Origin of the sequence: Leptospira sp. WS58.C1, assembly GCF_040833995.1 — a bacterium.
Taxonomy (GTDB): Bacteria; Spirochaetota; Leptospiria; order Leptospirales; family Leptospiraceae; genus Leptospira_B; species Leptospira_B cinconiae.
Genome location: NZ_CP162137.1, coordinates 405,930 through 427,507 on the forward strand (window position 1 = coordinate 405,930; position 21,578 = coordinate 427,507).

Annotated in this window: 20 protein-coding genes; 9 read left to right on the top strand and 11 right to left on the bottom strand. The window is 41.7% G+C overall.

Features of this window, described 5'->3' with window-relative positions; genetic code table 11:
* Positions 1-58 precede the first annotated feature (58 nt).
* From AB3N61_RS01880 to AB3N61_RS01890, 3 genes are all read left to right on the top strand, one after another.
* Positions 59-511: a MaoC family dehydratase N-terminal domain-containing protein gene (locus AB3N61_RS01880; protein WP_020769844.1), complete on the top strand. Its 453-nt coding sequence runs from the start codon at positions 59-61 to the stop codon at positions 509-511.
* Between the two features lie 13 nt (positions 512-524).
* The gene (locus tag AB3N61_RS01885) at positions 525-941 is read left to right on the top strand and encodes a MaoC family dehydratase (protein ID WP_020769763.1); all 417 of its coding nucleotides are present in this window, start codon (positions 525-527) and stop codon (positions 939-941) included.
* 119 nt (positions 942-1,060) lie between these two features.
* Entirely contained in the window at positions 1,061-1,417 is a 357-nt protein-coding gene (locus AB3N61_RS01890) for a hypothetical protein (RefSeq protein WP_020769643.1), read from the top strand.
* A gap of 6 nt (positions 1,418-1,423) precedes the next feature.
* Here AB3N61_RS01890 and AB3N61_RS01895 read toward each other — a convergent pair whose 3' ends face one another.
* Positions 1,424-3,517 (bottom strand): PP2C family protein-serine/threonine phosphatase, encoded by a 2,094-nt coding sequence (locus AB3N61_RS01895; RefSeq protein ID WP_367898340.1) that lies wholly within the window; start codon positions 3,515-3,517, stop codon positions 1,424-1,426.
* Between the two features lie 354 nt (positions 3,518-3,871).
* On the opposite strand from AB3N61_RS01895, the gene AB3N61_RS01900 reads away from it, so the two are divergent.
* From AB3N61_RS01900 to AB3N61_RS01910, 3 genes are all read left to right on the top strand, one after another.
* Positions 3,872-4,657, top strand: a complete 786-nt coding sequence (locus AB3N61_RS01900) for a tetratricopeptide repeat protein (protein ID WP_036089665.1) — start codon at positions 3,872-3,874, stop codon at positions 4,655-4,657.
* Between the two features lie 11 nt (positions 4,658-4,668).
* Positions 4,669-5,277, top strand: a complete 609-nt coding sequence (locus AB3N61_RS01905; protein WP_020769442.1) for a DUF2062 domain-containing protein — start codon at positions 4,669-4,671, stop codon at positions 5,275-5,277.
* Positions 5,278-5,400: 123 nt separating this feature from the next.
* On the top strand, positions 5,401-6,336 hold the full coding sequence (locus AB3N61_RS01910) for a DUF2167 domain-containing protein (RefSeq protein ID WP_020769804.1): 936 nt from the start codon (positions 5,401-5,403) through the stop codon (positions 6,334-6,336).
* Here AB3N61_RS01910 and AB3N61_RS01915 read toward each other — a convergent pair.
* Together AB3N61_RS01915 and AB3N61_RS01920 are read right to left on the bottom strand one after the other, a co-directional pair.
* Positions 6,333-7,370, bottom strand: a complete 1,038-nt coding sequence (locus AB3N61_RS01915; protein WP_367898342.1) for a 2-dehydropantoate 2-reductase — start codon at positions 7,368-7,370, stop codon at positions 6,333-6,335. The two genes, AB3N61_RS01910 and AB3N61_RS01915, sit on opposite strands and share 4 nt — an antisense overlap.
* Before the next feature lie 121 nt (positions 7,371-7,491).
* On the bottom strand, positions 7,492-8,415 hold the full coding sequence (locus tag AB3N61_RS01920) for an esterase/lipase family protein (protein WP_020769615.1): 924 nt from the start codon (positions 8,413-8,415) through the stop codon (positions 7,492-7,494).
* A 650-nt stretch (positions 8,416-9,065) separates the two neighbouring features.
* Between AB3N61_RS01920 and AB3N61_RS01925 the strand changes: the two genes are divergently transcribed.
* On the top strand, positions 9,066-10,865 hold the full coding sequence (locus AB3N61_RS01925; RefSeq protein ID WP_367898343.1) for an N-acyl-D-amino-acid deacylase family protein: 1,800 nt from the start codon (positions 9,066-9,068) through the stop codon (positions 10,863-10,865).
* Between the two features lie 7 nt (positions 10,866-10,872).
* Here AB3N61_RS01925 and AB3N61_RS01930 read toward each other — a convergent pair whose 3' ends face one another.
* The 4 genes from AB3N61_RS01930 to AB3N61_RS01945 all read right to left on the bottom strand — a co-directional run bounded on the left by AB3N61_RS01930 (position 10,873) and on the right by AB3N61_RS01945 (position 14,791).
* Positions 10,873-11,886, bottom strand: coding sequence for a zinc-dependent alcohol dehydrogenase family protein (locus AB3N61_RS01930; RefSeq protein ID WP_367898344.1), 1,014 nt, complete (start codon positions 11,884-11,886; stop codon positions 10,873-10,875).
* 71 nt (positions 11,887-11,957) lie between these two features.
* Positions 11,958-13,205 carry a crotonyl-CoA carboxylase/reductase gene (gene ccrA / locus AB3N61_RS01935; protein ID WP_036089522.1) on the bottom strand — a complete coding sequence of 416 codons (1,248 nt, stop codon included), beginning with the start codon at positions 13,203-13,205 and terminating at the stop codon, positions 11,958-11,960.
* 68 nt (positions 13,206-13,273) lie between these two features.
* A complete protein-coding gene (locus AB3N61_RS01940; protein WP_367898345.1) occupies positions 13,274-13,867 on the bottom strand; it encodes a TetR/AcrR family transcriptional regulator in 594 nt (197 codons plus the stop codon).
* A 231-nt stretch (positions 13,868-14,098) separates the two neighbouring features.
* Positions 14,099-14,791: a hypothetical protein gene (locus AB3N61_RS01945; protein WP_020769876.1), complete on the bottom strand. Its 693-nt coding sequence runs from the start codon at positions 14,789-14,791 to the stop codon at positions 14,099-14,101.
* A gap of 149 nt (positions 14,792-14,940) precedes the next feature.
* Between AB3N61_RS01945 and AB3N61_RS01950 the strand changes: the two genes are divergently transcribed.
* Together AB3N61_RS01950 and AB3N61_RS01955 are read left to right on the top strand one after the other, a co-directional pair.
* A complete protein-coding gene (locus AB3N61_RS01950) occupies positions 14,941-15,627 on the top strand; it encodes an OmpA family protein (RefSeq protein WP_367898346.1) in 687 nt (228 codons plus the stop codon).
* Positions 15,628-15,721: 94 nt separating this feature from the next.
* Positions 15,722-17,368, top strand: a complete 1,647-nt coding sequence (locus AB3N61_RS01955; RefSeq protein ID WP_020769674.1) for an ATP-binding cassette domain-containing protein — start codon at positions 15,722-15,724, stop codon at positions 17,366-17,368.
* Between the two features lie 32 nt (positions 17,369-17,400).
* On the opposite strand, the gene rdgB is transcribed toward AB3N61_RS01955, so the two are convergent.
* The 4 genes from rdgB to AB3N61_RS01975 all read right to left on the bottom strand — a co-directional run bounded on the left by rdgB (position 17,401) and on the right by AB3N61_RS01975 (position 21,374).
* Complete coding sequence (rdgB, locus tag AB3N61_RS01960) at positions 17,401-17,988, bottom strand: RdgB/HAM1 family non-canonical purine NTP pyrophosphatase (protein WP_367898347.1); 588 nt, start codon at positions 17,986-17,988, stop codon at positions 17,401-17,403.
* Positions 17,985-18,323: an STAS domain-containing protein gene (locus tag AB3N61_RS01965; RefSeq protein WP_010514772.1), complete on the bottom strand. Its 339-nt coding sequence runs from the start codon at positions 18,321-18,323 to the stop codon at positions 17,985-17,987. Before AB3N61_RS01965 ends, rdgB begins: the two co-directional genes overlap by 4 nt.
* 190 nt (positions 18,324-18,513) lie before the next feature.
* Positions 18,514-19,764 (bottom strand): acyltransferase family protein, encoded by a 1,251-nt coding sequence (locus AB3N61_RS01970; RefSeq protein ID WP_020769579.1) that lies wholly within the window; start codon positions 19,762-19,764, stop codon positions 18,514-18,516.
* On the bottom strand, positions 19,761-21,374 hold the full coding sequence (locus AB3N61_RS01975) for a hypothetical protein (protein ID WP_367898348.1): 1,614 nt from the start codon (positions 21,372-21,374) through the stop codon (positions 19,761-19,763). The genes AB3N61_RS01970 and AB3N61_RS01975 overlap by 4 nt, the downstream gene beginning before the upstream one ends.
* Positions 21,375-21,578 lie beyond the last annotated feature (204 nt).

The following is a 21,578-nucleotide window of genomic DNA, read 5'->3' on the forward strand; positions in this document are numbered from 1 at the left end:
GTAGAAACGATCTTCGACACTTCGAAGGTTTTTTAAACCAATCCCAAGGAAAAGGATTATGGCAGAAAAAGGCATTTCAAAAGACCTGATCGGCACAAAACTCGACTCCTACGAATTCGACGTAGAAAGAGGAAAAATCAAAGAGTTTTGTCTCGCGATCGGTGAAACCAATCCGATATACTTCGATCTAGAAGCGGCAAAAAAAGCGGGATACGAGGATATTCCAGCTCCTCCTACATTTCCCACAGTGATCCAGTTTTGGGGATATCCTAAAATTTGGAAAGATATGGAGAACATGGGAGTGGATACTTCCAGGATCCTACATCTAAAAGAAAAATATAATTATGTTAAAACTCTTTACCCTGGCAGAGTTTCTTCTCAGGGAGAATGTGTTAACGTTACCGTCGGTAAAATGGATACGATGACTTTCCGCACTACCATTCGTAATGCCAAGGGTGAAACCGTGATCGAAGCGGAGATGTCCATTTTCATCCGTAAACCGGAACAGTGATAGGAGGATTATGATGAGTAAGATTGAATTCGATAAATACGAAGTAGGACAAGAACTCCCTCCTTTAAAAGTGGATACGGTTACGCATGCGCATTTAGTGCGTTATGCGGGAGCAAGCGGCGACTTTAACCCTATCCATAACGATCCGGATTTCGCTCGTAAGACCGGATTGGACGGAACGATCGCACACGGTATGTTCGTAATGGCTCAGATCGGAAGACTTTGCACTTCCTGGGCAGACCAAAAGCAGATCAAAGAATTCGGAGTCACTTTCAAAGCGATGACCAAACCCGGACAAACATTGACTTGTTCCGGTAAGATCAAACGTAAGAAAGAAGAAAACGGAGAAAAGCTGCTTACGGTAGCCGTTGAAGCTGCTGATGAATCCGGAGAAGTAAAAGCTTCCGGAGAATTAGTAGTTATTTGCTGATCTTTTCGTTTTTCTAAATTTTAAAAGGCCTCCGGATCTCGGAGGCTTTTTTATGCCCGGATATTTTTCCTTACAAAAATAGATTGTCCTTCTTTAATATTTAGATATGTTTATTGCCCATGATAAACGCGGCAAAAAGTGTGCAGTTTTTCGGGATTTTCTTATTGATCGAAGGACTTCTTTTGATCACGGTCCCGAATTTTTTCCTGGGTCTATTCCTATTAAGTGCAAGTGATGTTTGGGTAAGAGTGGTCGGTCTCACTCTGATCATATTAGGATATTTTTATTTTAGAATGGGTCAGGAGAATGTTCGTCTTTTCTTAAAATTGACCACTCATTCCAGAACGTTCCAGTTTTTGGTCTTAATTTCATTCGTGGCTCTTGGATGGATCCATCCTATGATCTTGTTGCCGAGCGGATTCGAATTTTTATGTGGGGTTTGGACCTTCTCCCTTTTAAATAAGGAAAAGCCGTAATTTTTTTTACGCAGGGTATTCCGGAGTTTCTCTGGATTCGATCGCGATGATGGTGATATCATCATATCTTTGTTCGTCTCCTCTGGATTTTTCTTCCATTACGACCAATTCTTCCAATAGTTTTTGGAGACCGACATTGGAAAGTGTGGAAGCTCTTGATGCGATCGTTTCCACAGTGCTCCATCTATTCTCCTTTCTTCTGTTCTCGATGAGTCCATCCGAAAAAAGTAATAAACGGCTTCCTAAGGGAAACTTATAAGTGGAGAATTCGATCTCCAAATCATCGAATAGTCCTAAGATTGGACCTGTTTTGTGCAATAATTCGTAATTACCGCCGGGAGAAAGAAGCACTTGATCCGGATGTCCCGCGGAAGCATAGAGCACTTCTTTTTTTTCCAAATAGATATCGGCAACAAAACAAGGGAAAATACTTTCCAAGGTATCGAACTTTCTTAAAAATCTTCCATTCAATTCTTTTAATACATGAGTAGGGCAGGCTAGTTTTTTTAACTCTTCGTATTCCGTTTTTAAGGCCATAGTCATAAGACTCGCTTGCACCCCATGTCCTACGGCATCCGCTAAAAGTACTCTCACTTGTCCCGGGTTGATCTCCGAGATGTCTAAGAAATCCCCTCCAACTTTTTCCAAAGGTTTATATACGTAATCGAAACGGATCCCTTTTATCTCTCTTTCCGGCGGAGTTAGGATCTTTCTTTGTACGTTCTGAGCGATCTCTAACTCCCTATTGATCTGTTGTAAAGTGTCGTTTAGGGTCCTGGTCCTATCTTCTACCTTTTGTACCAATTTTTCCTTCATTTCGAAAAGTTCTAGGTTCATGGTCTGTAGATCTTCGGTAAGAAGTTTTGCTTCTTTATATTTGGAAGAACGGTCCGAAGCGATCACTAAAGATTGTAAGAAAACGAAAAGTACAAGTGCAATATGAGAGACCTGATGCGAGGAAACTTTCAGGATATAAGTATAGAATAGATCGATCGCAACTCCTAAGAATAGTATCCCGGAACCGTATAAAATATAAGAAGAATTACTTTCTTTATCAAAATCGATTCCGAAGATCACGTAGATCACGTATCCGATTGTGATCCCTATGAACAAATGGAAATAGGCAACCTTACTACTATTGAATTCCAAAGAACCGAATAAGGTCATTATAATAAATAGCGAAATGATCGCTAAGGAAATCTGTACGTATAGTTTGGATGCATAAACGCTGAAGGTTTCGTAAAAGAAAAGCAGGTACAATCCGGTGGCACACATCATGGAGATCTGTTCTATCATCTGGATCCCGTTTTGATTGATAGATGGGAAAAATTCCATCAGTAACCTTGTATTTGTAACAAGGGCCCTAAGACTGATCGCCATACTCATAAAACCGAAATACAGAGGAGCTTTGCTGGATCTTAAGTACAAATACAAAGAGATATGATAGAGCCCCATGATCACTAAACTGGAGAATGCAAAAATTTCGGTAAAGATGGTCCTTGTTCTTGTGGATAACATCACTTCGGAGGGACCTAATTTGATCGGAGAGCTTATCCCTCCCTGCCTAGCGAAATTATTCGTAACGAAAAGTGAAACTTCCATCTGACTGGAACTAGGAACGAAAGAAAAAGATCTAGGCTGCACCCTGGCAACGCTGGATTTAGGTGAAGTAGACGGGGTTCCCGATTCTCCTAAGAATTCTCCGTCTAAGTATAACCGATAGGAACTCCAAACGGTACCTACGCTTAGAGTAAGAACCTTCCCCACCCAAACATCGGGTAAAAGTATCTTTAATCGATAAGTAGCATAACCTAACCTTTCATAAGATGGATGTAATTCGGTCTCTCTATTCCAAGAACCTGGAACCGTCATATTCCCATGAAAGGACTCTAAAATCTTACCAGGCTCTTGGCTCCAGAAAAATTCCCATTCTCCGGAAAGATCTACCGGGCCGGAACTTGCACTTTGGATCCCTCTGAGGTCGATTATTCCTTTGTAGGCGCGTAAGTTTTCTTCCTTATGCCATGGGGTGAGAGACAAAAGGAAAATGAGGAAGCCGATGGGTCCTAATAAAAAGAATAAGTATTTTGCCGTGTGCATTGAGCAGGAAGGTTGGGACCATCCTCCATCGGTTTATATTTTCTCGTCAATCCTTCTCCGACTAACAAGAGTATTCCGGAGAATTTTGGAAAATAATAATTTCCAAATTCACCTTTAGAACATTTGACCTTCTACTTTTTGCTTGGATTCCGTAAATACGAAAGAAGCGGCCCTAAAGTTTCATTCGGGGAACTTCAAAGATTATTAGAGGAAAAAAAGCGAAGAATTATACGTCCAATACGGTGTTTTTTATAAAAAAGAAGTATTTCGCCGGATCCACGTGAAAACCTGGAAATTCCTGTTGCCATGTCGCTCCTCCGAAAGATGATGAAAAAGACCGATATTGACCTACAGATGAGCCGTTTTGATTTTCCCAAAAAATATCCTATTTTTGCTAGCGTTACACTCGTATTGGCTTTCTATTCCGCTTGTTCAGGGGAGAAGGATGAGCCATCCATTCTAGAGATCAGAGATCTATTGGACTCCGGCCATTTAACGGAATCGGTCCAAAAGGCGAAGGATAAGGCCCTTACCACCGGGAAAATGGATCAAGTCCATTATTTGAGAGGTTGGATCTATTACTTGCGCAAAGAAGACTCTTCTGCAGAGAAAGAATATAAACTTTGTTTAAAGGAGAATAAGAACTCTATCGACTGTCTGCGAGGGCTCGCTCAAATCGAAAAACATAAACAGAATTTTGAAAAGGCGGAAACAAGATACAAACAAGCCTTAGTGATCGCGCAGGCCTCTAAGGACAAAGAATACAGTTCTATGTTACTTACTGATCTTGGAAATTTGGCGCTTTCTCAGGATGAAAGAGAGGAAGCGATGGATTGGTACGATAAATCCATCCAAGTAAAGCCGGAAGGTTCTGCATTTTATGGACTCGGTTTTGTGTATCTATTAAATCGTGACAAATCTGCTTCGATCCGATCCTTAAAAAAAGGATTAGAAACCGAATACAGGGATTTGATCATTAAGGCGGAAACCTATTATCTTCTGGCGAAGTTACAAAACGATTTCGAAAAAAATCCGAAGGCAGCAAGCGAGTCCGCAAAAAAAGCCTTCGAATTATTTCCGGCAATGGAGAAATACTCAAAATCTTGGGAACATTATTCCAAACTTTCCAGTTCTAAATAAAACAGGCCATAATGAATTTTCTGAGAACGATCTGGCGGATCATCCATAAACAAATCATCTTACCTTTTCAAGAATCATACGCTCCGATCCACGAAGTTTGTTTAGGGACCACAATCGGTTTGCTATGGTCTATGACTCCTTTAGTAGGAGTGCAAATGTATTTGGGATTGGGGACTTGGTTGGTACTTCGATTATTCCGTATCCGTTTTTATCTTCCGATCGCAATCGCAATGATCTGGATCACAAATCCGGTCACAGTTCCGTTTTTCTACTCCCTATTCTATTGGACAGGAAAGCAGGTTTTACTTTTACTTGGGATCCCTTTCCAGCAAATCAGCTTTGACACGTTATTAGCCATCTCTAAAGAATCGGAATCAATGGATCTGATCAGCGGATTGTATCATTGGACAATTTTCTTATTCGATAAGATGGGCCTTCCTATGTTTATTGGAGGTTTTGCATTCGGGATCCCTCTGGCTTTACTAGGTTATCCGATCACATATAACTTATTGAGTTCGTACAGGGCTAGAAGAGCGGAAGAAGAAGGTATCAGTTTGCATGAATGGGAACTAAAACATGTCAGAAAAGACGTGGGATTGTTCGCTGCAAAATCGCCTTAAACTCGTCCTATAACGTTCGTTCTTTTCAATATATTTTTTCTAATTTAAACATTATTAGTTGTCCGAATTCCTTGCCGACCGGCATATTATCTGTTACTCGATTTTAATCCCGGGAGAGATTATATGATTCCTCGATTCTTGGCCGCCTTCTTTTTTACGGCCATCCTATGGAGTCTTCCTGTTTCCGCTCAAAAATTTGAAACAGATGCAGACTTATTAAAATGGATCAAATCCTTAAAGTATGAAACTAACCTAGTACCCCTTACAAATAAGGACGGAAAGGTGATCGCAAATATCCAAGTTCCGAAAGGTTACAAATATCTGAACCCAAAAGACAGTAAGATCGTGTTGGAAGATGTTTGGGGAAATCCTCCCACTACCGAACCAGGACTAGGGATTTTATTCATCTCTAGCGAAACACCTTTAGACTTGGGTTCCTACGCGATTACAATAGATTATGTGGACGAAGGGCATGTGGATGACGAGGATTCCAAAGATATCAATTACGACGACTTATTAGCCGATCTAAAAGACTCTACTAAGGAAGAAAGCGAACTGAGAAAAAAAGACGGATATTCCGGATTGGAATTAGTAGGCTGGGCCTCTAATCCTTATTATGATTCTGCCGCTAAAAAATTACATTGGGCAAAAGAATATAAATTCGACGGAACCGAAACAAACACTCTCAATTATAATATTCGGGTTTTAGGAAGAAGCGGTTATCTTCTGCTTAACGTACTCGGGGATATTTCCGTTTTAAAAAGAGTGGAGAACGATGTTGGGAGGATCCTCGAAAGTGTGGAATTTTCCGAAGGAAACCGTTATGCAGATTATGATTCTAAAATAGATAGTTTAGCTGCTTACGGGATCGGAGGTTTGATTGCGGGGGGGCTTTTGAAAAAAGCGGGATTATTTGCAGTGATCGGAGGATTTTTGCTTAAAGGAGCAAAACTACTGATCCCTGCCGCCATCGGTCTCTTTTACGCTATTAGAAGATTCGTTTTCGGAAAAGGAAAACCGGAAGACACTGCTTCCGGACCGGGCGACAAAGAAACCTAATTCACTCCTAAAAGGCTGGAAAGCGTTTCCGCATCGTATTGAGATTTACCGGAACCGCTTTCCGCTTCTGCAATCAAAGACGCTATTTTACGATTGATCGGTGCCTTATGCCCGATCTCATCCGCTAAACGTATGATCTCTCCGTTCAAAAAGGAAATTTCAGTTGTTCTTCCATGATGAAGGTCCTCCCACATGGAGGATCTTGCTTCCGGATCAATTTTCACCATACTAGAGGCTACTCTGAAAAATAGAAAATCGGGTAATTTCAGAATGATTGGTGCAAGCCAAGGGATCATTTTTCCTACACTTGCAGGTTGGATCCCGGAAAGTTTGAGTATTTCTAAACCTTCAGTGATCATAGAAGCTAAAATTTTTCTGTAAGTTCTTTGGGATAATTCTTCTCTAAGAGGAATGCCTGCAAGTGCGTTGAGACTATTATTCAAATTAAAAAGTAGCTTTCCCCAAAGCACTCCCTCCATATTTTTATGTACGATAGAGGGTAAACCGGCTTTTCTCAGATAAGAATGGATCTTATTTCCGAATTCGTTCGATTTAACTACGAGTTCTCCGCTTGTTCCTTGGTGGAATTGCCCTTTACCTTTTGCCACAACATTAAACGGGACCATACCCGCTAAATTTCTATCGTTTAGCTCCGGCAAAACGGAAGCTAGTTCCTTGGAATTTCGAACCCCATTCTGAAAACTTACGATCACAATTTTGGAAAGTTCTTCCGGTGAAAAAAGAGAACGGATGGATTTTCCGACTTCTATCGTATCTTTACTTTTGACAGTGATCAAAAATACGTTCGAATCTTTGGCCTCCTTTATATCGGTTACATAACGGATCTGGCTTGGGGCAAGTGTGAAGGAATTTCCTCGATAATCACTGATCCCTAAACCGAATAATTGGATCTCTTGTTTTAATCTTTCTCTACCTACAAATACTACGGGATACCCTGCTTTTAACAAGTACGCGCCGATATACGTTCCTATACTTCCGGAACCCAAGATCGCAAATTTCGGGGAAAAACTCATAAGCGGAAAGAATGAGGAATATTAGAAAAATACCAACTAGAAAATCGCTATTCTACCCTTAGGTTTGGGCATAAAAAAAGCCGGGAGATTAGCCCGGCTTTTCCAGACACAACGTTCGAAATTACTGATTAGATTTCGCGTTGGATGCCATTTTCAGGAAGTAACCTTCCACGTCGTACCAAAACTTTCCGGAATTTAGAGTGTTGGAGCACTGGATATGGTCTACACCTGTTACCAGAAGACCGTAATCAGGTCCACCTTTGAAGGTTCCCCATTTCAAAGAAGAATAAGGAACGAGTCCGTCGCAAGTCCCACCTTGTCCATTAAACAATCCGCCGGCGATACAAGCAGGTTGGATCAACCCCATCAGAGGGTGTTGGATTAAGTCAGGAATTGTGATGTAAGAACCGTAAGAGAAATATTTTACGGAAGGAGCATCAGGAGTACGAGTATTAAAGGCTGCAGTTCCGCTTGTAGTCAAAGAGCCTAATGCAGCAATCGCATTTTGCTCTCCACCATTATATACTAACTGAACGAAAACCCCAAGAATCGTGCTAACAAAAGGTTTAATCCAACTAGGCAATACAGTATTAATAATGTCCGCAATCGGAGATCCTCTATGAGGAGTATTCAAAGTGGTTAGAGTAGAAACTTTAGAAGAAAGTCCAAGGTTGGAAATTGCGTAACGGCTATCCAATCCACCTTGAGAGTGCCCAAGGATATGTACTTTGCTGAAGCCGTTTGCAGCCATATAGACAAGGATTTTGTCCTTTAACTGAACTCCGCGAGTTTCATTGGATTGAGCCGCGGTTTTGGCAGGTGCATATACGGTAGCTCCTTGGGATTGAAGGTAAGTATCCATTCCTCCCCAATAGCTTAAAATACTGATAACACCGGAGGAATCATTTCCCCAACCGAAAAGTCCATGGGAAAGAACGATTGGATACGATCCCGCTAGGGGCTTGGAGGAAGATCCTCCACCGGAAGCGAACACTGTGCCGCTACACAAAAATAGGAGCAATACTGCTAATCCTAATTTACGCATTTGAGTTTACCTCTTCACTATTCTCTTGCTGTCTATATGGTCTCAGATTGAGATTCGCTTAGTTTAACTTGTTCGCTTTTTTATCTGTATCACTCGGTACAATACCGAGCTTTTGAAGATTAATTCAAGACTTGTAACTGTCAAGAGAAAACACTCGAAAAAAGCACTGATAAAATAACATTTGATATAGAACCAATGTTTTTTTATAACGCTCGGTTTTTAATAAATATTCTTTTAGGGATGGGTTAAGAGTAGAAGGTCCCAAGTTGAAAAATCCCCATTTTTAAGACCGACTAACGTATTTTGGGGGGAAGATGCGCTGGTTTGGAAATTTTTTTCTGAACAATCGGGGATGGAGCGGGCGAATAGGGCTGAGTTATGGATTTTGTGTAGAGCATGCTCTAATTTTGTGCTATCAGCCTACCCGGTACTTTTGCCTGTGGTCGCGTCGGAGGGCGCATGGAGAAGGTTCGCGTATGTGCCGATGCCAGGATAGAACTCAGCGTGATCGGTCCCATCGTATATACAATTTTCTTTTTCTGTGAACAATCGTTCATCTATATTCAAAAAATTTGAAAAAGATTGACTGTGGATTATTATACACTTTCGTAGCGAAGCTCTAAAACATAGGATAGAGAAGAGGAATCATTATGAAGTACGATGTTCTGATCAAGAATGGAAGAATATTCGATGGAGAAGGGAACGGATCCTTTATCGGAGATGTTGCGGTCCTGGATGGAACTATTGTAGAGATCTCAAAATCGATTTCCGGTGATGCAAAGAAGATTTATGACGCAAAAGGACTTTGGGTTACTCCGGGATTCATTGACTTTCATACACATTACGATGCAGAGGTGGAAGCTTCTCCAGGACTTAAAGAATCTGTAATGCACGGTGTGACCACCATCACAATGGGAAGTTGTTCTCTCAGTCTTTGTATCGGAACGGCTGAAGACCTTGCGGATATGTTCAGTAGGGTGGAGGCAATCCCGAGAGAGCAAGTGCTACCTTTATTACAAAAAAAGAAAACTTGGAATTCGATGAAAGAATATGCCGACCATTTGAATTCGCTTCCTTTGGGTCCGAATGTTTCTACATTTTTGGGGCATTCTGCTATCCGAGCTTATTCTATGGGATTGGAAAGATCTCTTTCTCATGGAGTAAAACCTACGGAGCAGGAAATGTTACAAATGGAGAAACTTCTGCAAGAAGCGATCGACTGCGGATACTTGGGACTGTCTATCAATACTCTTACCTGGGACAAGATGGATGGAAGCCGATTCAGAAGTAAACCTCTTCCGTCTACCTTTGCCAAATGGTCCGAGATTAGCAGGTTGAATCGAATCGTTCGTAGAGAAGAGCGTATCTTCCAAGGAGTGCCGAACGTTTCTACAAAGTATAATGTTCTTCTATTCTTTAAGGAAAGTCTAGGGATTTTGAGAAAAAAACTAAAGACTACGATCATTTCTCTCATGGATCCAAGATCCAATCGATCTATTTACAAATTGGTAGCGTTTTTAACTCGGATCGTGAATACGATCTTAAAAGGAGACGTTCGTTTGCAGGCGGTTCCGGCGGTATTCGATCTTTATGCGGATGGAGTAGATGTAGTAGTCTTCGAAGAATTCGGTGCGGGAACCGCTGCCATTCATTTGGCGGATCTTGCCGAGCGCAGGAAACTTCTGCTCGATAAAGGGTATAGAAAATGGTTTCGCAGACAATGGACCAATTGGTTTTTGCCACGAGTATTTCATAGAGACTTCAACGAATCCAAGATTGTAGAATGTCCTGATCAAAAGCTGGTAGGCAGATCCTTCTCCGAACTCGCCAAAGAAAGAAAACAACATGTGGTCGAAACATTTTTGGATCTATGTGCGGAGTATGGGAACGATATACGTTGGTATACTGTGATCGGGAACGACCGAAAAGGGCCTTTAAAGTATATAGTCAGTCATCCGGATGTGTTGATCGGATTTTCCGATGCAGGAGCCCATTTAAGAGGAATGGCTCATTATAATTTTCCATTACGTTTTCTGAAATTAGTGAGAGATGCAGAACTGGAAGGAAAACCTTTCCTCTCTATGGAAAAGGCGGTTTGGAGAGTGACGGGAGAGATCGCTGATTGGTTCGGTTTAGATACAGGCAAATTGAAAGTAGGGGCTCAAGCGGATATCGTTCTTTTAAATCCAAACGGTCTGAACGAAAAAGTGGAAACCATCCAAGAAACCCCCATGCCGGAATTCGGCGGAATGGTTCGTTTGGTTCGCAGAAATGAAGAAGCGATCCGTGCGGTGCTGATTAACGGAAAAGTCGCTGTGGAGAACGGGATCGTTCTTCCCGAGATCGGAAAAGAAAACGGTTTCGGTAGATTTATGGCCCATAAGGCAAAAGATTATTTGTATCGCTCTACAAAGGGGCAAAAACGGGAAACTGCAGGTTCTGCCGCTTAAACCAAGTTTAAGGAATACGAACTACGATCTTTCCGAAATGTTTTCCGTCTTTCAAATACTCTAATGCATCTTTGAATTCGGAAAGTTCGTAGACCTTATCCACTACCGGTTTCAGTTTCCATTCTTCTATTGCTTTGTTCATGGCAAGGAAACCTTCTCTATGACCGACTACGATCCCTTGGACTTTGATCTGGTTCATGACCAGAGGGAGAAGGTTTAGATCCTTGATGGCTCCCGCTAAGATCCCGATTAGATGGATTGTGCCGAATAATTTTACTGCCTTAATGGATTGTTCTAAGGTTCCGGCTCCGCCCACTTCCACTATGTGATCGGCACCTTCTCCACCGGTTAACTCTCTGATCTTCTCTCCCCAGGATGTTACACTTTTATAGTTGATCAGATAATCCGCGCCTAAGGATTTTCCTCTTTCCAGTTTTTCGTCGGAGGAAGAGGTCAAATAGACTGTGGCTCCAACTGCTTTAGCAAATTGTAATGCGAATAAGGAAACTCCGCCTGTGCCTTGTATAACTACGGATTCCCCTTTTTTGAGTCGGCTTTCCACAAAAAAAGAAGACCAAGCGGTAAGTCCGGCACAAGGAAGTGTGGCAGCTTCTTCAAAGTTGAGATGAGAAGGCATTGGAACCACTCCGGTTGCAGGAAGGATTGCATATTGTCTTAGAGTCCCGTCTAAAGGACCGCCGAGAGTGGTCCTGAGTTCTTTTTTGTTTGCATGTCCGGATAACCAGTATGGAGCAAAGGTTGCGTTTATTTTATCTCCGCTCGTAATACCTGTGACATTCTCTCCGACTTCTACTATTTCTCCCGATCCGTCGCTGCAAGGAACCATTGGTACGGGAAAATTCGGATTGTACTTTCCTTGAACCACCAGATAATCCCTGAAATTTAAGGAAGCCGCTCTGAAACGGACTAAAACTTCTCCAGGACCTGGCTTGCCCGGTTCCGGTAGATCGATTAAGGAGAGATTTTCTTTTCCGAAAGAGGAAAGTTGGACCGCTTTCATTTGATTATACTTTTATAATGTAGTTCGGAGGGTAGAAGGACTCCCGCGATCAGGAGCCCTTCTGCGGTAGTTTACTTTCTACCTAGTCCTAGTTTATCAGCACCCACAAGGATACTCATGTTTCCTGAAGGGTGTTTGTTTTCTTTCATCAATTGGTGAGCCATTGCTGTCTCTTCAAACTTGTACGTATGAGAGAGAGCAGGATCTACCTTCTTGTCGATCACGAGTTGGTTCAAACCGGCTGCGTTTTCGTCGTTTGCAAAGTGAGAACCTTGGAGACGTTTTTGGCGCATCCACAGATATCTTAAGTCTACGGTTGCGTTATAACCTGTGGTTCCCGCGCAAATAACTACCATTCCTCCGGTTTCACATACGAAAACGGAAGTAGGGATGGTGGTCTCACCCGGATGTTCGAATACGATCTTAGGATTGTTTCCTTTTCCTGCGATGTCCCAGATAGCCTTTCCGAATTCGCGGGCTTGTTTGGTCCATTCTACAAATACTTCAGGCTTATTAATATCCGAAGTAAGGGCACCCCAATGTTTGAAATTGTTTCTGTTTATTACACCGGCAGCGCCAAGCTTTTTACAGAAGTCGATTTTGTCGTCGGAAGATACTACAGCGATCGGAATTCCGCCTGCTGCTTTTACGATCTGGATTGCCATAGCTCCGAGTCCACCGGCTCCTCCCCAAATCAACACTACGTCCCCCGGTTTTACATCGTTCGGTTTCCAGTGGTGAAGCATTCTGTATGCCGTTGCTCCAACGAGCATGTAAGCAGCAGCTTCTTCCCAAGAAAGATGTTTTGGTTTAGGAAGACATTGGTGGTCTTGGACCTTACAGAATTGTGCGAAGGATCCCCAGTTCGTTTCATACGCCCAAATCAATTCGGAAGGTGCAAGCATAGGATCATTCCCAGCTTTGATCCAAGGATCGTTTTTATCCCAGATACCGCAGTGTAGGACGACTTCGTCTCCGACTTTTACGTTCTTAACTTCGGAACCTACTTTATATACGATTCCGGAAGCGTCAGAACCTCCGATATGGAACTTCTCCGGCTCGCCTTTTTTGTTCCTAGCGGCAATCACATCTACCGGGAAGCCTAGACCGGCCCATACGTTGTTATAATTAATTCCTGCCGCCATGACTGCAACCAGCACTTCGTCCGGAGCAATTTCTGGGACATCTATCTCTTCCGGTTGGATGGATTTGATCGGGTCTCCATAACGCTCTGGTCGGATGACCTGTGCATGCATTTTTTTCGGGACCACCCCTAATGGAGGGAGTTGGCCAATTGGTACGATTTCAGGTGCGCTCATGGGGACCAGAAAACAGAACCGACCGAGGCTTACGAGAAAAAAAAGGGTCTTTAACTTAGCTTTTGAGGCTAACTAAGCAGGATATGATCGATCCTATCTTCCAATCCTCTGACCCTATCCTCAAAAAATCGCTCTGAGGAGATAGAAAGTATCAAACTATGCAATAGGTCCACGAGAAGGGATAGTTTAAGTTCCGCCTTCTTAGCCGGGGGGTTTCGATCCACGGCTGCATCCAGTAACTTCCTATACTGGGCTCCATAATGATTCGTATATTCTTGGACCAGATTTTCCGGCGCAGAATATACTAAGCTGAAGGGAAGTTTAGCTCTATCAGGAAACTGTCTAGCGATATCGGAAATTGCCCTGAATACGGATACAACCTCTTCTCTTAAACCTTTATCTTTTATCACTCTGCTTCGGATATCGTTCAATATCATCAAATGAGTGGCTACCAACGCTTTTCTAAACAGGTTCTCTTTGGAATGAAAATGATGATAGATACTAGGTTGCTCCAACCCACATTCTCTACTGATCTCTCTCAGAGAAGTTCCATGGAATCCCTTGCGGGCAAAAGCAATCGCAGCGCCTTCTAAAATTCTCTCTCGAGAATTTCTGAAAACTCCGTTTGTGGGGTAGACTGGGCTACCGTCCTTCTTTTTCACCGATCCGACCTCTTTTAGGAGGATTAATCCGGCGAAATGATTTTTTTTTGTCTGAAGATCGAAGATCCCGAAATCGCCGGAAGATCTATCCTTTAGGATAGAAATTTCACTATATTAGCGAAGATATAACAAACGCCAGAATTCCGCAATTCATTAACTTATTTGGAAATGCTATTTAGGTCAATCTTGTAGGAAAGTTAGTCTTACCCGACTTAAATGCAATCTGAAGATTCAGAACTCTTTCTTAAAAACTTCAAAGTAGTTATTCAACTCACTCGTACCAGGAAGTCTTCCTTCGGCTCCCGGTTGTTTTTTGCCTGGAGAACCTGGTTGGTTCAGGTTTTGATCCTTTTCCTCTCTCCCGAATGCGGCTGCAGGAGTGTATAATTGGCTTCCGAATAGAAGCTCGAAGTTTGCAACGTTAGACTCCGATTCATCTAATCTGATCTCTACTAAGAAATGATTTTCTCCGAATCTAGCTTCCCATTCATACACGAAAGAAGGTTCTACAAATCCCGTAAATAGAGGAGATAATTTTCTATCTTCGCTATCCGATTGGAAGATATGAACCAATACGGCTTGGTCAGGATTTTCGTGAGCGAGACCTATTCCTAACTTGCGAACGATCTTTCTATCCTTTCCTTCGGGGAATTGTAGTTTGAATGATACGGTATTCCCTTTGAATACGGAACCTGTAAAATGTGATTTTCGGTCTACGATATATCCTCTGTCTTTTAAAGAAATCTTAACTTCCTCCACCAATTTTTTGAATGGGGGGGGGCCTCCTGCTATGGTCTCTTTAGGATTAGCTGGGGGATTTGAAGGAGCGGTTTGGGCGTACGGACTCGACTGGATAATTAAGAATAAAAACAAAATTAAGGGAAAGAATCCAAGTCGGGGAAGTTCTAATAATAAAGATCGCATGATTACTAACAGACTAACTTGGATCGCACATTCTCGCCAGATTTTTTCGAAAATAATTCGGAAAATAGAGGAGAATCCCTTGGGAAAAGTCCAAAAACAACGATAAGTGAATTATGCGTCCCTGTTCTAAGAAAAAACTCGGAGGAATCATGAAAACGAATCTGGGTATTCTTACCTTTGCCTTGGCCTCAGTTTCCCTTTTAACCAATTGCGTTTCGCAATCCAAATACGACGCATTACAAGCGATGTACGAGGAAAAAGCAAGGGAGCTTTCCAATTTAGAAAGAGATAAATCTTCTCTTCAAAGATCCGTAGAAGATATGAAACGTATCCAGGAAGAAACGGAAAGAAGGATCGCCGATTACAGAAGCCTATTAGAAAGTTTTAAAGGAATGATCGATTCCGGAAAACTAAAGATCCGGATCGTAGACGGAAGAATGGTAGTAATTCTTTCTTCCGATATATTATTCCCTCCAGGATCTGCGAGTTTATCCTCAAAAGGAACGGATGCGATTAAAGAAGTTACAGGGATCTTATCTTCCCTTCACGGAAGAAGATTCCAAGTAGAAGGTCATACGGACGATGTACCCACCGGTATCAAAGGATATTCCAATTGGGAACTTGCGTCCGCAAGAGCTTTGACCGTATTGCATACAATGGTGAAGTCCGGAATGCCGGAAGATCGGATCAGCGCTGCTTCTATGGGATCTTCCCGTCCTTCTGTACCGAATACAAGTGTGGAGAATAGAACCGCAAATCGAAGGATAGAAATTGTAATCGTCCCGGATTTATCGAATCTACCTGGAATCGAAGAATTACGTAAATTGAGCGAATAGACCCGGCCTAGGATTCGCTTGGCGAATTACTGCACCCTATAAACTATGGTCCTATCCCCTCTTTTTAAGATTCCTTCGGTGTTAGGTAGGTTGTATGATCAGCGTTTCGGGTTTATCTCTGAATTTCGGAAAGAAAATTCTTTTTGAAAACGTTACAGTTAAGTTTAAGGAAAACTGTAGATACGGTCTGATCGGAGCCAACGGTTCCGGTAAATCCACTTTTATGAAAATCCTTGCCGGAATGGAACAAGCTGCCGCGGGTTCCGTTGCCATCGACGTAGGAGTCAAAGTAGGTTACTTAAAACAAGACCATTACGAATACGAAAATGAAACCGTATTGAATACTGTGATGATGGGGAATAAGGAACTCTGGGCAATCGCCAAAGAGAGGGATGAAATTTATTCCAAACCCGAAATGTCCGACGAAGACGGGATCCGAGTTTCCGAACTAGAGGAAGCTTTCGGAGAAATGGGTGGATACGAGGCGGAAAGTGTTGCAGGAGAATTGTTGGAAGGTTTAGGAATTCCTACAAACATCCACAGCCAGACACTTTCCTTTTTAACAGGTGGATTCAAACTTAGAGTATTACTCGCCCAAGTTCTATTCCAAAAACCGGATGTTCTACTTTTAGACGAGCCTACCAACCACTTGGATATCAAGACAATTCACTGGTTGGAATCATTCTTATTAAATTACAAGGGAGTCGTTATTGTGATCTCCCACGACCGTCACTTCATCAACTCGGTTGCTTCTCATATCTGCGACTTAGATTATCAAACGATGACAGTTTATCCTGGAAACTATGACGAGTATATGGAAGCTTCTCAGGCTGCCAGAGAAAGAGCTCAATCCGATAATAAAAGGTCAAAAGAAAAAATCGCAGAATTACAAGAATTCGTAAGTAGATTTAGCGCCAATGCGGCAAAATCCAAACAGGCTACTTCTCGCCAAAAGATGATCGAGAAGATCAAAGATAATATGACGGAGATCAGACCTTCTTCCAGGTTATTTCCTTATATAGTTTTCAAAATGAAACGGGTTTTGGGTAAGGACGTCATCCTTGCGGATAATATCACCAAAGCTTACGAAGATAGAGTTATCTTTAAAGATTTTACGATCAATATCACTAAAGGCGAGAAAATCGCGATCATCGGAACAAACGGTGTAGGAAAGACCACTCTTTTAAAAACTCTGATGAAACAGATCGAACCTGATTCCGGAAAGGTTGTTTTCGGAGATTCCGTAGAAGCTTCTATCTTCCCTCAGGATCATAGAGAAGGGATTGGAGAAGATGCAGACTCTATTATAGAATGGTTATATAGATACGCTCCTCCAGGCACCGAGATGGAAGAGATCCGAGCAATTTTAGGCAGAATGTTATTCAGCGGGGACATGGCTAAAAAACCGACCCAGGTACTTTCCGGAGGAGAAAAATCCAGGATCATTTTAGGAAAGATGATCTTGGCCCAGGACAATCTTCTGGCTTTGGACGAACCTACCAACCACTTGGATTTGGAGTCCATCGAGTCTTTGAACTATGCTTTGACCAAGTTCGAAGGAACCATCTTATTCGTTTCTCACGATAGGGAATTTATAAGTTCGATCGCGACCCGAGTTTTAGAAGTTACAACGGAGGGTATCCGCGACTTCAAAGGTACTTACGAAGAGTTCTTAGAAAGAGAAGGTCAAGAATTCTATAAACGTTTGGCAGGCGGGCCTGTTCTTACGGAAGCTCAATAAGACAGATACATTCGCTCGAAGCATATTCGGTTTTATGAATATGTTTTCAGGTATTTTACTAACTCATCCAATGCTTTCTTGCGATGAGAAACCGAGTTCTTTTTCTCATCCGAGACTTGGGAAAAATGTGCTGAGAAGGGCGGGTAATAGAAAATAGGATCGTATCCGAATCCATTTCCGCTTGTATCGTAAGAATCGGAGATCAGTCCGGGACATTCTCCTTCGAATGTAAATTCTCCTTCCGAAGTGACTAACGCGATCACGCATACGTATTTTGCGTTCCGATTTTTTTCTCCTTTCATTTTTTCCAGGAGAAGTCTAGCTCTTCCCTCGTCGTCTAAACCATCTCCACCGAAACGAGCGGAATAAACTCCGGGTTCTCCGCCTAGAGCTTCCACACAAATTCCGGAATCGTCCGCTAAAGAAGGAAATTTGGAAAGAGAGAATAATTCCCTGGCTTTGAGAATTGCATTCTCCGTAAAAGTTTTACCGGTTTCTTCCGGACCGAAATCGATCCCTAACTCCTTCGGGGTGGATAAAGTGAACCCTAAAGGAGAAAGGATGGCCCGGATTTCGCGAACTTTATGGGAATTGTTGGAAGCTAAAGAAAGGGATTTCAATTTCCCAATTTGAACTCGTCAAAAGCGTCTTCGATAGTCGGAAGAACTTTAAAAACTTTGTCCAACATTGTGATCTCAAACAGTTGAAGAAGATCGTCGTCGTTCACTACGATGATGATATCCCCTTCCGCAGAGTTGAACTTTTTTTTGTAGGAGACTAGGATCCCCAGAGCAGTCGAGCAAATATGACTCACCTCTGTAAGATCGATTATGATCTTAGGAGAAGGTTCGAAATTATGGTCGCTCAGATTGCGGTCCAGTTCCTCGCTGTCGGATTGCAGAATGGATCCGGAAATTTTGATGATGTGGATGTCGCCTTGAACCGTTATTTCCATGTGGGTAACGAACCTTGTGTGCATATTCGATTTTTTAATAGCAAGCAAAAAACAAGCTTTCGTGAACTTCTTTCCCCCTTCTTCTCGAATAATTTTAGAAAAAGAAGGGGAGGAGCCTTTTTTAACGAATTTCCCGGGAAAAAACTTCGTTTATGTCCCTATTCTCCGGGTCGTTTAAAGTCCCTAATTCTCATTTCAGATCAGGGACCTTCTGCAATTGTTCGCTGAAAACTTGCGAGGTCATCTTAACTTTGTATTTTGCAATCAGCTTGTCCTTAAGGATTGCAAACGGTTTTTCAGTGATCAAATGGTAAAAATAAGCGAAAAAGAAAACTGCTAACCCGACCGGAATTGTATAGAGCAGGAATTCGTGTTGTTCCAATTTTTTATCCGCAAAAAGTAACTTTCTAGAAATAGGCGCCATCACTACGATATGGATGATATATGCGCAATAGGATAATTTTGCAAATGGAGAGAATCCTTTCCAAGAAAGGAATTTTCCGATCGGATCCCCTTTTCTCATAGAAAGAATAAAGATCCCGATCCACAACAGAGCAAAACTTGGGAAACGAACGACCTGATGAAATCCCATTTCGAATTCATTCGCTAGAGCGGTGTAAGCCAATAAACCGATCCAAAGTCCTGCATGCAGGTAATTGGCCCAGGGACCCAATTGGAGAGCTTTTTCCACCCATCCTTTATGAAAATTGAATATATATGCGAATATGATCCCATAAAGGACGGAATCTATATGTCCGTGAAACGGATAATAGATATTTGCATTGTATAGATCCACACTTTCTGAGCCGGAGGTTTTTAGGATCACTGTATACATGAAGATCGCGCGATAGATCAAAGGAAGTGCGGTAAGAAAGATCAAAGATCCTAATCTAAAAGGTTTCGGAATATATCTGAAAATAACCAATAGAAAGATCGGAAATGCTATATAAAACTGTTCCTCCAGAGATAGGGACCAACCATGGAACATGGTCCCTTTGAAGTAATTGGATATATAAAGAAAATCGAACCAAATTTTACTTTTTGCCGCTTCTATTTGAGGGATAAGTTCAGGGGGAGCGCTTTTGAGCATTGCAGGAATGAATACGAAATACTGCAATATTAAGAAAATATAGAACGGAGGAAAAATCCTTAGGGATCTTTTTATATAAAAGAATTTCCAGTTGATAGTTCCTTTGGATTCTAATTCCGCAAATAAAGGGCTTGCGATCAGGAATCCACTTAACGGAAAGAATAAGTCCAGACATACGGATCCGTTGTTTAAGAAATTTCTTAAATAGGGATCTATATCCGGTATAAAGATCTGAACTGTCCGGTACATATGCCCGTAGATCAGCATAAAAAAGCCGATGGTCCTTGCTCCGTTAAAAGGTGCGATCTCCCTTTCATCGGGTCTAAAAATTCCAAGGAAATATTCTTTCATTCAATGATCCTTAATATTGTGGATTTATAGTGAAAGGAGTTCTTGTTTAGAAGTTGAAACTCTTCACTTTCTTTTTCCGGGGTTTCTAATATGATCGTAATTGCAGGTTCCGAGTCGGGACATCTGAACGATCTTGGAACTAAAAAATGCCATTCTTCATTCAGGCATGCGTTGTATCCTTCTCTGGTTAATCTCAGGAGGATACCCAAGGCTAAATCTCCCTGTCCGAAATCTTTAGGATCCGATTTCCAAAGGATCCTGTATTTGTTTTCTTTTTGCGGAGAGAGTGCTGTTAAAAATTTTTCAGGTCTATTATCGTACTCGAATTCAGTATTTTTACCGTAGATAGCGATACAAAGGAATACTATGGAAATAGAGTAAATTCGAAAGTTTCTAGTACTCGGAAAATCTAATTTAGATAGAATAACCTTTAGATTTAAATAGTAAAGAAGTCCTGCCAGAACATATGTGAACCAATAAATATGGGAAATCTGGCCGCCTTTCATCTTGAAAGCGCCGAATAACGTAATAAAGAATGACCAGATCAGGATTTTGAGTAATGACCTATCAAATTCTTGTAATTTATCCTTCCGGAAAATAGGAATTCCGAACAGTATACCTACCACTAAAAGGGCCGGGATCTGTTTCGGAATACTGAGCGGGGATACATAGTAGGACAGAACGTATTGTAGCGTAGGGCCTAATTTGTGAAAGGTAGAATTCTTAAGAGCTAATCCGAAAATTTTACTTAAATTGCCGGGAGAATTTGTGAATTGTTCAACTAATGGCGGGATCCAACAGATAATCGTAAATGTTATCGCCAACAGGACGTTTAAACCGAACTCCCTCGTTTTGTATCGGGAAAGTCCTTTATTTTTATAAAAATAAAAACTTCCTACGGCGAACATCGGTACAATAAAAGAAATACCGACAATTTGGTTTTGTACGATGATATTCGAGCAAACTATAACCCAAAAAAAATTTCGGATAGAACCTTGGGAAAAATCCGTTAAAGAAAGGATCAATACCAATGTGGGTAAAAGTACCACTCCCGGTCCCCAGATATTGGAAAATGCATTCGGTAAGAGTGGGATTAATCCTATTACCAGGGATGCAAATAGAAGAGCAGTTGATCTGTTCTCTTCCGATTTTGTATCAGAGCCGGTTTGAAAAGATCCAGGCTCTTGAAGACCAGGGATTGGCATTGTTCTACGGCTAAAGGTTAGGGAAGAACTATAAAAAATTTTTAAACCGATCAGAAGGAAAATGAGATTATAAAAAACGATCCCGATAGAGTGGGCTCCGTGAGGTGACCTCACAAAGAAAAATATTTTTTCCGCAAGAGCAAGATAATAAAAGACGATTGGTCCCGGGTGATTCACTAAAAAACGGGAGTAAGCTCCTAATGTTTCTTCAAACTTTCCAGCCTTCCAGATTTGAAGAGCGTTGGCAGCATAATCTCCTGTCTCTTGGTATGGTTGGCTAAAGAACCCGGGGTTTGCCAGTAGATATCCTAAGCAGAATAAGATCGGGAAAATTACATATAGCGGAAGTTTTCTGTCTGAAGATGTTTGCATGAATCGGGGAAAGTAGGTTGGCCGATATTTCAAGTAAGCTTCCGTTTTTCGGTTCCTGGGTCAAGAAGATTCCTTTTTAGAACGTGCTTTATGCGAAGAGAGAAGTATTAGAAAAACCCTTGAACGAGTTTAAACTGGAATTCCTACAAATCTCAGAAGTCTCATAAAATTTTGGAAATAAATTACGCTTGATCCGAGTCAGATCGTTACTCTAAGCTTCCGGGACCGCTTTTCAAC

Bases quoted from the DNA above. Each gene is read 5' to 3' on its own strand.
- AB3N61_RS01895 (WP_367898340.1), bottom strand. From the start codon at position 3,517: ATGCACACGGCAAAATACTTATTCTTTTTATTAGGACCCATCGGCTTC.
- AB3N61_RS01890 (WP_020769643.1), top strand. From the start codon at position 1,061: ATGATAAACGCGGCAAAAAGTGTGCAGTTTTTCGGGATTTTCTTATTG.
- AB3N61_RS01950 (WP_367898346.1), top strand. From the start codon at position 14,941: ATGAAAACGAATCTGGGTATTCTTACCTTTGCCTTGGCCTCAGTTTCC.
- ccrA (WP_036089522.1), bottom strand. From the start codon at position 13,205: ATGAGCGCACCTGAAATCGTACCAATTGGCCAACTCCCTCCATTAGGG.
- AB3N61_RS01945 (WP_020769876.1), bottom strand. From the start codon at position 14,791: ATGCGATCTTTATTATTAGAACTTCCCCGACTTGGATTCTTTCCCTTA.
- AB3N61_RS01965 (WP_010514772.1), bottom strand. From the start codon at position 18,323: ATGGAAATAACGGTTCAAGGCGACATCCACATCATCAAAATTTCCGGA.
- AB3N61_RS01880 (WP_020769844.1), top strand. From the start codon at position 59: ATGGCAGAAAAAGGCATTTCAAAAGACCTGATCGGCACAAAACTCGAC.
- AB3N61_RS01920 (WP_020769615.1), bottom strand. From the start codon at position 8,415: ATGCGTAAATTAGGATTAGCAGTATTGCTCCTATTTTTGTGTAGCGGC.
- AB3N61_RS01900 (WP_036089665.1), top strand. From the start codon at position 3,872: ATGAGCCGTTTTGATTTTCCCAAAAAATATCCTATTTTTGCTAGCGTT.
- AB3N61_RS01970 (WP_020769579.1), bottom strand. From the start codon at position 19,764: ATGAAAGAATATTTCCTTGGAATTTTTAGACCCGATGAAAGGGAGATC.
- AB3N61_RS01905 (WP_020769442.1), top strand. From the start codon at position 4,669: ATGAATTTTCTGAGAACGATCTGGCGGATCATCCATAAACAAATCATC.
- AB3N61_RS01915 (WP_367898342.1), bottom strand. From the start codon at position 7,370: ATGAGTTTTTCCCCGAAATTTGCGATCTTGGGTTCCGGAAGTATAGGA.
- AB3N61_RS01955 (WP_020769674.1), top strand. From the start codon at position 15,722: ATGATCAGCGTTTCGGGTTTATCTCTGAATTTCGGAAAGAAAATTCTT.
- AB3N61_RS01885 (WP_020769763.1), top strand. From the start codon at position 525: ATGAGTAAGATTGAATTCGATAAATACGAAGTAGGACAAGAACTCCCT.
- AB3N61_RS01930 (WP_367898344.1), bottom strand. From the start codon at position 11,886: ATGAAAGCGGTCCAACTTTCCTCTTTCGGAAAAGAAAATCTCTCCTTA.
- AB3N61_RS01925 (WP_367898343.1), top strand. From the start codon at position 9,066: ATGAAGTACGATGTTCTGATCAAGAATGGAAGAATATTCGATGGAGAA.
- AB3N61_RS01910 (WP_020769804.1), top strand. From the start codon at position 5,401: ATGATTCCTCGATTCTTGGCCGCCTTCTTTTTTACGGCCATCCTATGG.